Genomic DNA, 15,286 nt, shown 5'->3' with positions numbered 1-15,286 from the left:
TGATGGCGCTTCGCTTATCAGGCCTACGAGGGCGGTCATTCAGGAAAATAAAAAACCCGCGACATAGCGCGGGCCTTCACATCACTCGAGGTGATTACATACGTTCTACGGTTTCGATACCCAGCGTATCCAGACCCAGCTTCAGGGTTTTCGCCGTCAGTTGCGCCAGCTTCAGACGGCTGTTACGAATCTCTTCGTTCTCCGCGCTGAGGATAGGGCAATGCTCGTAGAAGCCGGAGAACAGACCCGCTACGTCGTACAGGTAGGCACACATCACGTGCGGCGTACCTTCACGGGCCACGACGGTGAGCGTTTCTTCAAACTGCAGCAGACGCGCAGCCAACTGGGCCTCGCGATCTTCATTGATAATGACCTGCGCATTTGCCAGCGTGCTCTCGTCGATTTCCGCTTTACGGAACACGGACAGTACGCGGGTGTAGGCATACTGCATGTACGGCGCGGTGTTGCCTTCGAACGCCAGCATATTGTCCCAGTCGAAGATGTAGTCAGTGGTACGGTTTTTGGACAAATCCGCATATTTCACCGCGCCGATACCGACCGCATTCGCCAGCTTTTCCAGCTCATCGGTAGGCATATCCGGGTTCTTCTCAGCCACCAGACGACGCGCGCGTTCCAGCGCTTCATCCAGCAGATCGGCCAGTTTAACCGTACCGCCCGCACGGGTTTTGAACGGTTTACCGTCTTTGCCCAGCATCATACCGAACATGTGGTGTTCCAGCGGCACGGAATCCGGCACATAGCCGGCTTTACGGACGATGGTCCAGGCCTGCATCAAGTGCTGATGCTGACGGGAATCGATGTAATAGAGAACGCGGTCGGCATGCAGCGTTTCGTAACGATATTTGGCGCAGGCGATGTCGGTGGTGGTGTAGAGATAGCCGCCATCTTTCTTCTGAATGATAACGCCCATCGGTTCGCCTTCCTTGTTCTTATACTCATCAAGGAATACGACGGTAGCGCCTTCGCTCTCAACGGCCAGACCTTTCGCCTTCAGATCGGCCACGATACCTGGCAGCATCGGGTTGTACAGGCTTTCCCCCATGACGTCGTCACGGGTCAGCGTGACGTTCAGGCGATCGTAAGTTAACTGGTTCTGCGACATGGTAATGTCGACCAGTTTGCGCCACATCTCACGGAAATATTCGTCGCCGCCTTGCAGTTTAACAACATAGCTACGGGCGCGTTCTGCGAAGGCTTCATCTTCGTCGTAATGCTTTTTCGCGTCACGGTAGAAACCTTCCAGGTCAGCCAGCGCCATCTCTCCGGCGTTTTCTTGCTGCTGTTTTTCCAGCCATGCGATCAGCATACCGAACTGAGTACCCCAGTCGCCAACGTGGTTAGCACGAATAACATTGTGGCCGAGGAACTCCAGCGTACGCACCGCAGCGTCACCGATGATGGTGGAACGCAGGTGACCCACGTGCATCTCTTTCGCTACGTTAGGCGCGGAGTAGTCGACAACAACGGTTTGTTTAGCCGGTTGGGTTACGCCCAGACGATCGGAGGCCAGCGCCTGCTGAACATGCTGCGCCAGAAATGCCGGATCGAGAAAAATATTGATAAAGCCCGGGCCAGCAATTTCAACCTTGCTGGCAATCCCGTTGAGATCCAGATGAGTCAGCACCTGCTCAGCCAGTTGTCGCGGCGCCATACCCAGTTTTTTAGCGACAGCCATCATGCCGTTGGCCTGATAGTCACCGAACTGTATTTTTGCTGACTGACGAACCTGCGGTTCGCAATCTGCAGGCGCGCCTGCAGCAATCATGGCCTGACTGACTTTTTCTGAGAGAAGAGCCTGAATATTCACCGGAATACCTTACATTTATGAAGCGGGATAAAATTCACCGCGCCAGTTTAAGAATTTAGGGCGGGAGTATACTGCAAATGCCCGTTGCCGTCAGCATTGCGAGTACAGTGCATTGTCGGAAATGAAAGCAACGCAATTACGTATAATTATGCATATCGCGTTTGAAAAAAACAGCGGTTGGATGGCGCAGCGCAACAGAGTAAATTAGCGGCTTTGAACATGGATATGAGCTTTTATTATGGCGAACTGGCAAACAGTTGCAGAACTGCATGATATTTCCGCAGATTTACCGCATTTCACGCAGGCGTTAACAGAACTTTCCACCCGTCTTGGTCTGGATGTCACACCGCTTGAAGCCGATCACATTTCTTTGCGTTGCCATCAAAATACTACCGCAGAGCGCTGGCGTCGTGGGTTTGAGCAGTGCGGTGAACTATTGTCAGAGAATGTCATCAATGGCAGACCCATTTGCCTGTTCAAACTTCATGAGCCGGTTTGCGTACTGCACTGGACATTTTCCATCGTAGAGCTGCCGTGGCCGGGAGAAAAGCGTTATCCACATGAAGGTTGGGAGCATATTGAGATTGTCCTGCCGGGTGATGCACAAACGCTGAATGCGCGAGCGTTGGCGCTGCTTTCCGATCAAGGCTTGAGTCAGCCGGGCATTTTCGTGAAAACCAGCTCACCGAAAGGAGAGCGTGAGCGATTACCCAATCCTACGCTGGCGGTCAGCGATGGCAGTGTGACGATAAAGTTTCACCCGTGGTCGATTGAAACCATTGTGGCAAGTGAGCGACAGGAGTAAACATGGCCTTACTGGAAGTTTGCTGTTACAGCATGGAATGCGCGCTTACGGCGCAGCAAAACGGCGCGGATCGCATTGAGCTTTGCTCGGCGCCCAAAGAAGGGGGCTTAACACCGTCACTGGGCGTATTGCGTTCGGTTCGTCAGCATGTTGCTATTCCCGTCAACCCGATTATCCGCCCGCGTGGAGGGGATTTTTGTTATACCGACGGTGAGTTCGCGGCAATGCTGGATGATATTGCGATGGTCAGAGAACTGGGATTTCCAGGGCTGGTGACCGGTATTTTAGATGTGGATGGCAATGTCGATATGCCGCGCATGGAAAAAATAATGGCGGCTGCCGGTCCGCTGAATGTCACTTTTCATCGGGCGTTTGATATGTGCGCTAACCCACTCAATGCGCTACAAAAACTCTCTCAATTGGGCATCGCCAGGGTACTGACTTCCGGGCAAAAATCAGATGCAGTGCAAGGTTTAACAAAAATAATGGAACTTATTGCGCAGGCGGGTGCTCCAATCATTATGGCCGGAGCGGGGGTTCGCGCCTCGAATTTGTCCCTGTTCCTGAATGCTGGAGTGCAGGAAGTCCATAGTTCTGCCGGAGTATGGCTGGCTTCCCCAATGCGTTATCGCAATCCGGGGTTGTCGATGTCTTCGGATACGCAGGCGGATGAGTATTCTCGCTATGCGGTTGACGGAGCGGCGGTTGCTGAAATGAAAGCAATCATGGCACGCCATCAGGCCAGCTGATTTTTACCGTTGCATCATGTCGCCCAATATGATGCTTGCTCGTACCAGGCCCCTGCAATTTCAACAGGGGCCTTTTTTTATCCTTTTATGCCTGATGGCGGCAATGCCTTATCAGGCCTACGGGAGTTGTAGGCCCGGTAAGCGTAGCGCCACCGGGCAATCCATTACGGCTTACGCGCAATCAATACCGCGCGTAATGGGGCGGGGTAGCCTTCAACCGTTTTACTGTGGTCGTTCGGGTCGAGAAAATCGGCCAGCGATTCGGTTATCATCCACTCGGTGCGGCGCTGCTCTTCGATGGTGGTGACGCAGACATCGGCGATGCGTACATCAACAAATCCGCATTTTTCCAGCCAGTTTTTTAGCGCCAACGCAGAGGGGATAAAATAGACGTTACGCATCTGCGCGTAGCGGTCACCCGGCACCAGTACGGTATTTTCATCACCCTCGACTACCAACGTTTCCAGTACCAGTTCACCCTCTTTAACCAACTGATCTTTCAACTGCCACAGGTGTTCCAGCGGGGAACGTCGATGATACAGCACACCCATGGAAAATACGGTATCAAAGGCGTTGAGCGCCGGAAGCTGTTCAATACCCAGCGGCAGCAGATGCGCGCGCTGATCGTTGCCCAGCAGTTTACGCACCGCTTCAAACTGGCACAGGAACAATTGCGTAGGATCGATGCCCACCGCCAGGTGCGCCCCCGCGCCAATCATACGCCACATGTGATATCCGCTGCCGCAGCCGACATCGAGAATGGTACGGCCGGTAAGATCCGATAAATGCGGCAGGACGCGATCCCATTTCCAGTCTGAGCGCCATTCGGTATCAATATTGACGCCGTAGAGCGAGTATGGCCCTTTACGCCATGGCATCAGGTTCCGCATCAGGGTGTCGATGCGTTTGAGCTGACCGTCGCTAAGTGGTTGCTCGCTTTCTGCGGTGACGCTATGCAGTAAGTCCAGACGATACGGCGTTAACTCTGGCAAAAACTCCACCGCATTCGACCACTGCTTAAATAAGCCATGCTGATCGCGCTGCCAGGCAGCGATTTGCGCCGGGAGTGTTTCCAGCCAGTGGGAAAGGTGATTTTTGGCAATCAACTGATAAAAGTTACCAAAATCGATCATGCGCAAACCTCAGCTTTCAGCGCCACCAGGGAACCAAAGTTGAAGCACTGGAACCACAATTCGCTGTGCTCAAAGCCTGCCTGATGCAGTCGCGCTTTGTGTGTTTCTACGGAGTCGGTCAGCATCACGTTCTCCAGCATGCTGCGCTTCTGGCTAATTTCCAGTTCGCTATAGCCATTTGCGCGTTTGAAGTCATGGTGCATGTTGAACAGCAGCTCGCCAACTTGAGCGTCTTCGAAACTGAATTTCTCCGACAGCACCAGCGCACCGCCGGGATTCAGTCCCTGATAAATCTTATCCAACAATGCCTGGCGCTCAGGTGGCTCAAGGAACTGCAGGGTAAAATTCAGCACCACCATCGAGGCGTTTTCGATAGAAATGTCGCGAATATCGCCTTCGATGACGTCAACCGGGGTTGGGGCCTTATAAGCGTCAATATGACGACGGCAGCGCTCAACCATCGCCGGGGAATTATCAATGGCAATAATTTTGCAATTCTCGTGATGAATATTGCGACGCACCGAGAGCGTCGCCGCGCCCAAAGAGCAGCCGAGATCGTAGACCTGTGTGTTGGGTTGTACGAAACGTTCGGCCAGCATGCCAATCATCGAAATGATATTGGAGTAGCCGGGAACGGAACGCTGAATCATATCCGGGAAGACTTCAGCTACCCGTTCATCAAAGGTCCAGTCACCCAGACTGGCGATAGGCGCAGAAAAAAGCGTGTCGCGGTGAGACATAACGTAAAAATCCGGGAAAAATAAAGTGGCGTATTGTGCGCTAATGCAGGGAGAAAACCAACTCCCAGGGCATATACCAAAGATTCGCCAGCACCATTAGCAACAGCGAACACCAGGTCGCGCTCATGCCTGAACGCCGCCAGCGGAAAAGCCGGTGGTGGAATCCGTAATAATGCATCAGTCGTCCGGCAATCAACATCAGTCCGCAAATATGCACCATCCACGTTTCTGCGCCGTTCATTTCCATAAATAACAGCAGCACTAACGCGACAGGAATATATTCCACCGCATTACCATGAATACGGATAGCGCTTTGCAGTTCGCTAAAACCACCGTCACCATAGGCAACGCGGTACAGCATACGCAGGCGCACGACGTCAAATGAGAACTTTATTAACAATAACGCACCCAATACGGCATAAAGCGCGCTTACCATACAAACTCCCTTTAAAATGGCTGATGGCATTGTCTATGATAGGTGGCAATTTCAGAAAAGAGAAGATTGCTGTGGAATAGACGGTGCTGATCCGATCTCTGGCAGGGCGCTACGTAAATCCGCCCATAACGTGTCTACCAGCTCCGGGGCCTGCGCGATATCCGGCGTATGTAAAAAAAGATACGGCGTCGTGGATTGTTGCCACTGCGACAGCTTGGTTAACCAAACTGCAAATAACTGCCGGTTTTGTGCCATATCATCGCTACCGATAAAACGTACCATCGGATGATTGGCTGTTACCACTGCATGAACCGGAACCTTTGGTTTCTTACGCTGAGCTTCTCGTACCGCTTCAGTATGCGGGATGGCGGCATGCACCGGGCGACTGTCTAAAATCACCCGGTTTACACCTCGCTCATGCAGGCCGCGATTCAGTTGCTGCTCGGCTTCGCCTTTGGCAAAGAAGTCCGGATGGCGAACTTCGACACCGTAGGTAAAGGATTTGGGGAGCGCGTCGAGAAACGGCCACAGAACGGACAGATCGCGTGGGGCGAAGGTGGCGGGTAATTGTAACCAGTATTGCCCGATGCGCGCCTCCAGCGGTGACATGCGCGTGAAAAATTCCTGTACCAAATCATCACAGTTACGCAACGCGGCCTGATGTGAAATGGTGGCCGGAAACTTAAAACAAAATCGAAACGCATCGGTGGTTTGTGCATGCCAGCGGGTGACAATCTCGGCTTTTGGCAACGCATACAGCGTGGTGTTGCCCTCCACGCAGTTAAAGTGCCGGGCATACTCTTCCAGGCTGGTGATCCCAAGTCGCACCCATCTCGAGTGCGACCACTGGGGTAAGCCGATATAGATCATAACGCGTGCAGGATCTCGTCCACACTGCGCACGCGCGCAATGCGTGGGAAAATGTGTGTCATGCTGCCTTGATGCTGGTCAGCACTGGCGGCGCTACAGGCATCTTCCGCAACAATCAGATTGAATCCTAGCTCCCACGCGTTTCGCGCGGTGGATTCCACGCCAATATTCGTGGAGATGCCACACAGGACGATGGTATCGATGCCCCGGCGGCGCAACTGTAGCTCGAGATCGGTACCGTAGAACGCGCCCCACTGACGTTTGGTGACTTCCAGATCGCTGGCGCATTTGCCCAGGGCTTGCGGATAATCCCACCAGTTGTCGGGTAACGCTTTGGCCGGGGCCTGGGCATCAACCGGCTGTTTCAGCGCTTCAGCATAATCATCAGACCAGCCAACGCGTACCATCACTACTGGAGAACCCTTAGCACGAAATTTTTCCGCCAACCGTGCGGCGCGGATAACCACATCGTGTGCCGTATGTGGTCCGCCAGCGAAAGGCAGGATCCCTTCCTGTAAGTCAATAACGACAAGGGCGGTTGTTGTTGCGTTCAGTTCCAGCATGGTCACTCCAGTAAAAAATAAGAATTCCGTTACACCTTAATCGCGAATCAGTGTGAAAGGGGCGACAATTTTTGTTATTTTTTGTGAGATTACGCAATGCCCGTCGAGGAAACAGGCGTACAGTCAGTACCGGACTTATCGTGCGGCAGAATTTCCAGTATAATAGCCGCCTTTTTTCATTCAGTTGTGACATTCAGCTAAAGCTGCGACTTCGTCATCTGCGAGACAGATGACAATCCGCCTGCGGCAAAGTTAAGGGATATCTCATGCGTACAGAATATTGCGGGCAGCTACGTCTGTCCCACGAGGGGCAGCAGGTGACTCTGTGTGGTTGGGTCAACCGTCGTCGTGATCTTGGTAGCCTGATCTTTATCGATATGCGCGACCGCGAAGGTATCGTGCAGGTATTTTTCGATCCGGACCGTGCGGACGCGTTAAAGCTGGCCTCCGAACTGCGTAATGAGTTCTGCATCCAGGTTACGGGCACCGTGCGTGCGCGTGATGCGAAAAACGTCAATGCCGATATGGCGACTGGCGAAATTGAAGTACTGGCGTCCGATCTGACCATCATCAACCGCTCAGACTCACTGCCGCTGGACTCTAACCACGTTAATACCGAAGAAGCGCGTCTGAAGTATCGTTATCTGGATCTGCGTCGTCCTGAAATGGCGCAGCGCCTGAAAACACGCGCCAAAATTACCAGCCTGGTGCGTCGTTTTATGGACGATCACGGCTTCCTCGACATCGAAACCCCGATGTTGACCAAAGCGACGCCGGAAGGCGCGCGCGACTATCTGGTGCCTTCCCGCGTTCATAAAGGCAAGTTTTACGCGCTGCCGCAGTCTCCTCAGCTGTTCAAACAGCTGCTGATGATGTCTGGCTTTGACCGTTACTATCAGATCGTAAAATGCTTCCGCGATGAAGACTTACGTGCTGACCGTCAGCCTGAATTTACCCAGATCGACGTCGAGACGTCTTTCATGACTGCGCCGCAGGTGCGTGAAGTAATGGAAGCGTTAGTACGGAATCTGTGGCTGGAAGTGAAAGGTGTGGATCTCGGTGATTTCCCGATCATGACCTTTGCCGAGGCTGAGCGCCGTTACGGCTCCGATAAACCAGACCTGCGTAACCCAATGGAACTGGTTGACGTCGCTGATCTGGTGAAAGACGTTGAGTTCGCGGTGTTCTCTGGTCCGGCGAACGATCCGAAAGGCCGTGTAGCCGCTCTGCGCGTACCGGGCGGTGCGAGCTTAAGCCGTAAGCAGATCGATGATTACGGTAACTTTATTAAGATCTACGGCGCGAAAGGTCTGGCTTACATCAAAGTCACCGAGCGTGCGAAAGGTCTGGAAGGTATCACCAGCCCGGTGGCTAAGTTCCTGAACGCAGAAATCGTGGAAGCGATTCTGGCGCGTACCGGAGCGCAAGACGGCGACATGATTTTCTTCGGTGCCGACAACAAGAAAGTGGTTGCCGACGCGATGGGCGCGCTGCGTCTGAAACTGGGTAAAGATCTGAGCATTACCGACGAGTCGAAATGGGCGCCGCTGTGGGTCATCGACTTCCCGATGTTTGAAGACGATGGTGAAGGCGGTCTGACCGCGATGCACCACCCGTTCACCTCGCCGAAAGACATGACCGCTGCTGAGCTGAAAGCTGCGCCGGAAGATGCGGTTGCCAATGCTTACGATATGGTTATCAACGGCTATGAAGTAGGTGGTGGTTCCGTACGTATTCACAACGGTGACATGCAGCAGACCGTATTCGGTATTCTGGGCATTAACGAGCAAGAGCAGCGCGAGAAATTCGGCTTCCTGCTGGATGCGCTAAAATATGGTACTCCGCCGCATGCGGGCCTGGCGTTTGGTCTGGATCGTCTGACCATGTTGCTGACGGGTACTGATAACATTCGCGACGTTATTGCCTTCCCGAAAACGACGGCAGCCGCGTGTCTGATGACTGAAGCGCCAAGCTTCGCTAACGAAGCAGCGCTGGCGGAACTGAGCATTCAGGTTGTGAAGAAGGCCGAGAATAACTGATATGAAGTACAAACAGCCTGTCTCGGTGTTGGTCGTGATTTATGCAAAGGACACCGGGAGAGTGCTGATGTTACAGCGACGCGACGATCCTGACTTCTGGCAGTCGGTCACCGGCAGTCTGGAAGAGGGTGAAACCGCGTCGCAGGCCGCCATGCGCGAAGTAAAGGAAGAGGTCGCCATTGATGTTGCGACTGAGCAACTGACCTTAATTGACTGTCAGCGCACGGTGGAGTTTGAGATTTTTAGCCATTTACGTCATCGCTATGCGCCGGGAATTGAACGTAATACTGAATCCTGGTTTTGCCTGGCACTTCCCTCAGAACGAGAGATCGTGTTCACCGAACATCTGACCTATCGTTGGGTTAATGCGGTTGAAGCCGCCCAGTTAACCAAGTCGTGGAGTAATCGGCAGGCGATTGAAGAATTTGTGATTAACGTCGCCTGAGAAGGCGCGCTTTTTGGAGATATTATTTATGGCAGGTCATAGTAAATGGGCCAATACCAGACATCGTAAAGCCGCGCAGGATGCCAAGCGCGGTAAAATTTTCACCAAAATCATTCGTGAGCTGGTGACGGCGGCTAAGCTGGGCGGGGGCGATCCGGATGCTAACCCGCGTCTGCGCGCGGCGGTGGATAAAGCGCTGTCCAACAACATGACCCGTGACACCCTGAACCGTGCCATCGCGCGTGGCGTGGGCGGTGATGAAGACTCGAATATGGAGACCATCATCTATGAAGGTTACGGCCCTGGCGGCACCGCGGTGATGATTGAATGCCTGTCTGACAACCGTAACCGTACCGTGGCTGAAGTGCGTCATGCGTTCAGCAAAACCGGCGGTAACCTGGGCACCGACGGCTCCGTGGCTTACCTGTTCAGCAAAAAAGGCGTGATCTCTTTTGAGAAAGGCGACGAAGACACCATCATGGAAGCGGCACTGGAAGCCGGTGCAGAAGATGTAGTGACCTACGACGACGGCGCAATTGATGTTTACACCGCGTGGGAAGAGATGGGCAAAGTGCGTGACGCGCTGGAAGCGGCTGGCCTGAAAGCAGACAGCGCTGAAGTGACGATGATCCCGTCCACTAAAGCAGACATGGATGCAGAAACGGCACCGAAACTGATGCGTCTGATCGATATGCTGGAAGACTGCGACGACGTACAGGAAGTTTACCACAACGGTGAGATCTCCGATGAGGTTGCTGCGACCTTAGAATGATGTGGTTAAGCCATACAATAACAGGAGATGCGTGATGTCTATTATTCTCGGCATTGACCCGGGGTCACGCATTACCGGTTATGGCGTAATCCGTCAGGTCGGCAGGCAACTGACCTACCTCGGCAGCGGCTGTATTCGCACCAAAGTCGACGATCTTCCGTCACGTCTGAAGCTGATTTATGCGGGCGTGACGGAGATTATTACCCAGTTCCAGCCGGACTATTTTGCCATTGAGCAGGTTTTTATGGCGAAGAATGCCGACTCGGCGCTAAAGCTGGGGCAGGCGCGCGGCGTGGCAATCGTTGCGGCGACCAATCAGGACCTTCCGGTCTTTGAATACGCGGCCCGCCAGGTAAAACAGACCGTGGTTGGTATCGGTAGCGCGGAAAAAAGCCAGGTGCAGCATATGGTGCGTACGCTACTGAAGCTGCCCGCCAACCCGCAGGCGGACGCCGCGGATGCGTTGGCGATTGCCATTACCCACTGCCATGTCAGTCAGAATGCCATGCAAATGAGCGAGTCGAGGCTGAATCTGGCGCGAGGTCGGTTACGTTAGTGACAAATGAGGCTGGATATCTATCCAGCCTTTTTTTATGATAGCGCATTACCTTTTAGCCCTTAACGCAGGAGCGTCATGTGATAGGCAGACTCAGAGGCATCATTCTTGAAAAACAACCCCCGCTGGTCCTTCTGGAAACGGGTGGGGTAGGCTATGAAGTGCATATGCCCATGACCTGTTTTTACGAGCTGCCGGAAGCCGGACAGGAAGCGATTATCTTCACCCATTTTGTGGTGCGTGAAGACGCGCAGTTGCTGTATGGCTTCAACAACAAGCAAGAACGCACGCTATTTAAAGAGTTAATTAAAACCAATGGCGTAGGCCCGAAGCTGGCGCTGGCGATCCTCTCCGGTATGTCTGCCCAGCAGTTCGTGAATGCCGTTGAACGTGAAGAACTTGGCGCGCTGGTGAAGTTACCCGGCATTGGAAAGAAAACTGCCGAGCGTTTGATTGTAGAAATGAAGGACCGCTTTAAAGGTCTGCATGGCGATCTCTTTACCCCGGCGGCGGATCTGGTCCTGACCTCTCCGGCAAGTCCGGCAACGGAGGACGCCGAGCAGGAAGCGGTTGCTGCGCTGGTGGCGTTAGGCTATAAACCACAGGAAGCCAGCCGCATGGTGAGCAAAATTGCTCGCCCTGATGCCAGCAGTGAAACCCTGATTCGTGAAGCGCTTCGCGCGGCATTGTGAGGTAAAGGATGATTGAAGCAGATCGCCTGATTTCGGCTGTCAGCACGACACCTGAAGACCTGGTGGATCGTGCGATCCGCCCTAAATTGCTGGAAGAGTATATTGGCCAGCCTCAGGTACGCTCGCAAATGGAGATTTTTATTCAGGCGGCAAAGCTGCGCGGTGATGCCCTCGATCACCTGCTGATTTTTGGTCCTCCTGGCCTCGGTAAAACCACGCTTGCCAATATTGTGGCCAATGAAATGGGCGTCAACCTGCGCACCACATCCGGACCTGTGCTGGAGAAAGCGGGCGATCTGGCGGCGATGCTCACTAACCTTGAACCCCACGATGTTCTCTTTATCGATGAAATCCATCGCCTGTCGCCGGTGGTGGAAGAGGTGCTGTATCCGGCGATGGAAGATTATCAACTGGATATCATGATTGGCGAAGGGCCTGCTGCACGTTCAATTAAGATCGATCTGCCGCCGTTTACCCTGATTGGGGCGACGACGCGCGCCGGGTCGTTAACGTCCCCGCTGCGTGATCGCTTTGGTATTGTGCAGCGACTGGAGTTCTATCAGGTTGCCGATCTGCAGCACATTGTCGGACGTAGCGCCCGCTTCATGGGACTGGAAATGAGCGATGAAGGGGCGTTGGAAGTGGCGCGTCGCGCCCGTGGTACGCCGCGTATCGCCAACCGTTTATTACGCCGGGTACGTGATTTTGCCGAGGTGAAGCATGACGGCACCATTTCGGCGGATATCGCCGCTCAGGCGCTGGATATGCTCAACGTCGACGCGGAAGGCTTCGATTATATGGACCGCAAGCTGCTGCTGGCGGTGATCGATAAATTCTTCGGTGGACCGGTCGGCCTGGATAACCTGGCGGCGGCGATCGGGGAAGAACGTGAAACCATTGAGGATGTGCTGGAGCCGTATCTGATTCAGCAAGGTTTTCTGCAGCGTACGCCGCGCGGAAGAATGGCAACGGTGCGCGCCTGGAACCATTTCGGGATCACGCCGCCAGAGATGCCTTAGCGGCTGAAGTCGCTACGCTCACCAGGCCAGGGCGATTTTGTAGGCCCGGTAAGCGCAGCGCCACCGGGCAACACTCGCTTAGCTCGCCTGCTTTTTCATCATGCTGAAGATAAACAGCAGCGCGGCACACAGCACTACGGATGGCCCTGCTGGGGTATCATAAAAGGCTGAGAAGGTCAGCCCCCCTGTAACCGCTATCATACCCACACCAATGGCGACGCCTGCCATCTGTTCCGGTGTGCGGGCGAAACGACGGGCGGTTGCCGCAGGGATGATCAGCAGAGAGGTGATAATCAGCGCCCCGACAAACTTCATCGCCACACCGATAGTTAAAGCTGTAACCAGCATCAGCAACAGCTTAACGCGTTGCAGCTTCACGCCATCAACAAAAGCCAGATCCGGACTGATGGTCATCGACAGCAGGTTGCGCCACTGCCAGAACAGAATCGCCAGAACGATAATCACGCCAATGGCGATGGAGATGAGATCTTCTGGCGTCACGGCGAGTAAATCACCAAACAGGTAGGCCATCAGATCCACGCGGATGTTTGACATCAAGCTGACGACAACCAGCCCCAATGACAACGCGCTGTGCGCCATAATACCAAGCAAGGTATCGATCGCGAGGTGAGGGCGCTTCTCCAGCCATACCAGACCGGCCGCCAGCATCAGGGTCACGGCAATGACGGCATAGAAAGGATTTACATTCAGCAGCAGACCAAAAGCGACGCCCAGCAGTGAAGCGTGGGCCAGCGTATCACCAAAATAAGACATACGACGCCAGACGACGAACGAGCCGAGTGGGCCGGCGGCACAGGCCAGCATGATCCCGGCTAACCAACCGGGTAATAACAATTCAATCATGAGTGACCATTTCCCCGGCGTAAGACGATACGACCCTGTAAATCGTGGCGATGATTATGATTATGACGGTAAATTCCGAGTTGTTCGGCGCCGCGTTGCCCGAACATTGAGATGAATTCCGGGTGCATGGAAACCACTTCCGGCGCGCCGGAACAGCAAATATGGTGGTTGAGGCACAGCACTTCATCGGTTTTAGCCATCACCAGATGCAGGTCATGGGAAACCATCAGTACGGCGCAATCCAGTTCACGTCGTAACTGGTCGATAAGATCGTACAGTGCGACCTGACCATTGACATCCACACCCTGGGTCGGTTCATCAAGAACCAGTAGCTGAGGCTTATTCAATAAAGCACGGGCCAACAGAACGCGTTGCGTTTCCCCGCCAGAGAGTTTTTGCATCGGCGCATTCATCAGATGCCCGGCCTGAACGCGCTTCAGCGCCGGAAGAATATCCTCCTTTTTGGTGCCGGGACGTAAGCGTAGAAAACGACTGACCGTCAGTGGAAGCGTGGTATCGAGGTACAGCTTTTGCGGCACATAGCCAATCCGCAATTGACCATTACGCTTGATAACTCCCTCGTCAGCCGCTACCAGCCCCAAAACAACGCGCACCAGGGTTGACTTCCCGGCACCATTTGGGCCGAGAAGCGTCAAAATTTTACCGGGTCGAAGTTCAAGCGATACGTCAGAAAGGACGCGGCGTTGACCATAAGAGACCGAGACATTTTCCAGTGAAACCAAAGTCGTCATATCAATTTTAGTCTTGCAGAAGTTATAGAATGTTATAATATCACATTTCTTACATTCGTTACGATGATTGGTCGCATTATGTTACATAAAAATACGCTTCTTTTCGCAGCATTATCCGCTGCTCTTTGGGGTAGTGCAACACAGGCGGCAAATGCCGCCGTTGTGGCGTCTCTTAAGCCGCTGGGATTTATCGCTTCAGCCATTGCTGATGGGGTAACTGATACCCAGGTTCTGCTGCCTGACGGGGCTTCCGAACACGATTACTCACTGCGTCCTTCAGACGTAAAACGCTTACAGGGCGCGGACTTAGTCGTGTGGATTGGACCTGAGATGGAAGCGTTTATGGAAAAGTCAGTCAAGAATATTCCTAACGCGAAACAGGTAACGATTGCGCAGCTTAATGACGTGAAACCGTTACTCATGAAAGGTGCTGACGACGACGATGACGATCATGGACACAGCGATGCGGGTGGTGAAAAAAGTGACGAGCATCACCATCACGGCGATTACAACATGCATCTTTGGCTCTCCCCAGAGATAGCGCGGTCCTCAGCGGTTGCAATCCATGAAAAATTAGTGGAACTTATGCCGCAAAGTCGAGCCAAACTTGACGCCAACCTGAAGGATTTTGAGGCACAATTAGCCGCAACCGATAAGCAGGTAGGTAACGTGCTCGCGCCGCTCAAGGGCAAAGGTTATTTCGTTTTTCATGACGCCTATGGCTACTACGAGAAACACTACGGACTAACACCGCTTGGTCACTTTACCGTGAACCCTGAGATTCAACCTGGTGCGCAGCGTTTACATGAAATAAGAACACAGTTGGTTGAGCAAAAAGCAACCTGCGTTTTTGCTGAGCCACAGTTCAGGCCAGCGGTCGTTGAAGCCGTCGCGAGAGGGACAACCGTTCGAATGGGAACGTTGGATCCACTCGGAACGAATATCAAACTGGGTAAAACAAGCTATTCAGCGTTTTTGAACCAATTAGCCAACCAGTATGCGAGCTGCCTGAAAGGAGATTAA

General features: G+C 53.4%; 17 protein-coding genes. 9 read left to right on the top strand and 8 right to left on the bottom strand.

The features are described 5' to 3' along the window. Positions 1 to 94: 94 nt before the first annotated feature. Positions 95 to 1,828 carry an arginine--tRNA ligase gene (gene argS, locus FDW97_RS05885; RefSeq protein WP_085048037.1) on the bottom strand — a complete coding sequence of 578 codons (1,734 nt, stop codon included), beginning with the start codon at positions 1,826 to 1,828 and terminating at the stop codon, positions 95 to 97. A gap of 238 nt (positions 1,829 to 2,066) precedes the next feature. Between argS and FDW97_RS05880 the strand changes: the two genes are divergently transcribed. Together FDW97_RS05880 and cutC are read left to right on the top strand one after the other, a co-directional pair. Continuing rightward, entirely contained in the window at positions 2,067 to 2,633 is a 567-nt protein-coding gene (locus FDW97_RS05880) for a VOC family protein (RefSeq protein WP_085048038.1), read from the top strand. A gap of 2 nt (positions 2,634 to 2,635) precedes the next feature. After that, positions 2,636 to 3,382 (top strand): copper homeostasis protein CutC, encoded by a 747-nt coding sequence (cutC, locus tag FDW97_RS05875; protein ID WP_137350755.1) that lies wholly within the window; start codon positions 2,636 to 2,638, stop codon positions 3,380 to 3,382. Between the two features lie 164 nt (positions 3,383 to 3,546). Here the strand turns inward: cutC and cmoB are convergent, their stop codons facing one another. Genes cmoB through FDW97_RS05850 form a run of 5 tightly spaced genes read right to left on the bottom strand, consistent with a single transcriptional unit; the run spans position 3,547 to position 7,124 of the window. Next, on the bottom strand, positions 3,547 to 4,515 hold the full coding sequence (gene cmoB / locus FDW97_RS05870; protein WP_137350754.1) for a tRNA 5-methoxyuridine(34)/uridine 5-oxyacetic acid(34) synthase CmoB: 969 nt from the start codon (positions 4,513 to 4,515) through the stop codon (positions 3,547 to 3,549). Beyond that, positions 4,512 to 5,255, bottom strand: coding sequence for a carboxy-S-adenosyl-L-methionine synthase CmoA (cmoA, locus tag FDW97_RS05865; RefSeq protein ID WP_137350753.1), 744 nt, complete (start codon positions 5,253 to 5,255; stop codon positions 4,512 to 4,514). Before cmoA ends, cmoB begins: the two co-directional genes overlap by 4 nt. 40 nt (positions 5,256 to 5,295) lie before the next feature. After that, a complete protein-coding gene (locus FDW97_RS05860) occupies positions 5,296 to 5,691 on the bottom strand; it encodes an MAPEG family protein (RefSeq protein WP_038641437.1) in 396 nt (131 codons plus the stop codon). Between the two features lie 51 nt (positions 5,692 to 5,742). After that, positions 5,743 to 6,561, bottom strand: coding sequence for a DUF72 domain-containing protein (locus FDW97_RS05855; RefSeq protein ID WP_137350752.1), 819 nt, complete (start codon positions 6,559 to 6,561; stop codon positions 5,743 to 5,745). Beyond that, positions 6,558 to 7,124 (bottom strand): hydrolase, encoded by a 567-nt coding sequence (locus FDW97_RS05850; RefSeq protein WP_038641434.1) that lies wholly within the window; start codon positions 7,122 to 7,124, stop codon positions 6,558 to 6,560. The genes FDW97_RS05855 and FDW97_RS05850 overlap by 4 nt, the downstream gene beginning before the upstream one ends. Before the next feature lie 266 nt (positions 7,125 to 7,390). Between FDW97_RS05850 and aspS the strand changes: the two genes are divergently transcribed. From aspS to ruvB, 6 genes are all read left to right on the top strand, one after another. Next, complete coding sequence (gene aspS, locus FDW97_RS05840; RefSeq protein WP_042307805.1) at positions 7,391 to 9,163, top strand: aspartate--tRNA ligase; 1,773 nt, start codon at positions 7,391 to 7,393, stop codon at positions 9,161 to 9,163. A gap of 1 nt (position 9,164) precedes the next feature. Next, entirely contained in the window at positions 9,165 to 9,608 is a 444-nt protein-coding gene (gene nudB / locus FDW97_RS05835; RefSeq protein ID WP_038641430.1) for a dihydroneopterin triphosphate diphosphatase, read from the top strand. A 28-nt stretch (positions 9,609 to 9,636) separates the two neighbouring features. Beyond that, positions 9,637 to 10,380, top strand: a complete 744-nt coding sequence (locus FDW97_RS05830; RefSeq protein ID WP_006684137.1) for a YebC/PmpR family DNA-binding transcriptional regulator — start codon at positions 9,637 to 9,639, stop codon at positions 10,378 to 10,380. 34 nt (positions 10,381 to 10,414) lie between these two features. Beyond that, positions 10,415 to 10,936 carry a crossover junction endodeoxyribonuclease RuvC gene (ruvC, locus tag FDW97_RS05825; protein ID WP_003034867.1) on the top strand — a complete coding sequence of 174 codons (522 nt, stop codon included), beginning with the start codon at positions 10,415 to 10,417 and terminating at the stop codon, positions 10,934 to 10,936. 80 nt (positions 10,937 to 11,016) lie between these two features. Further along, positions 11,017 to 11,628 carry a Holliday junction branch migration protein RuvA gene (gene ruvA, locus FDW97_RS05820; protein ID WP_038641428.1) on the top strand — a complete coding sequence of 204 codons (612 nt, stop codon included), beginning with the start codon at positions 11,017 to 11,019 and terminating at the stop codon, positions 11,626 to 11,628. 8 nt (positions 11,629 to 11,636) lie between these two features. After that, positions 11,637 to 12,647, top strand: a complete 1,011-nt coding sequence (gene ruvB, locus FDW97_RS05815; protein ID WP_005120696.1) for a Holliday junction branch migration DNA helicase RuvB — start codon at positions 11,637 to 11,639, stop codon at positions 12,645 to 12,647. A 78-nt stretch (positions 12,648 to 12,725) separates the two neighbouring features. Here the strand turns inward: ruvB and znuB are convergent, their stop codons facing one another. Both znuB and znuC read right to left on the bottom strand, forming a co-directional pair. Beyond that, positions 12,726 to 13,511: a zinc ABC transporter permease subunit ZnuB gene (gene znuB / locus FDW97_RS05810; protein ID WP_085048041.1), complete on the bottom strand. Its 786-nt coding sequence runs from the start codon at positions 13,509 to 13,511 to the stop codon at positions 12,726 to 12,728. Then, complete coding sequence (znuC, locus tag FDW97_RS05805; RefSeq protein WP_006684140.1) at positions 13,508 to 14,263, bottom strand: zinc ABC transporter ATP-binding protein ZnuC; 756 nt, start codon at positions 14,261 to 14,263, stop codon at positions 13,508 to 13,510. Before znuC ends, znuB begins: the two co-directional genes overlap by 4 nt. Before the next feature lie 78 nt (positions 14,264 to 14,341). On the opposite strand from znuC, the gene znuA reads away from it, so the two are divergent. After that, positions 14,342 to 15,286, top strand: a complete 945-nt coding sequence (gene znuA / locus FDW97_RS05800) for a zinc ABC transporter substrate-binding protein ZnuA (RefSeq protein WP_137350961.1) — start codon at positions 14,342 to 14,344, stop codon at positions 15,284 to 15,286.

It is taken from the genome of Citrobacter sp. wls708 (genome assembly GCF_005281255.1).
Taxonomy (GTDB): domain Bacteria; phylum Pseudomonadota; class Gammaproteobacteria; order Enterobacterales; family Enterobacteriaceae; genus Citrobacter; species Citrobacter werkmanii.
Note: the sequence above shows the minus strand (reverse complement) of the source record. Positions and strands in the feature narration are given on the sequence as shown.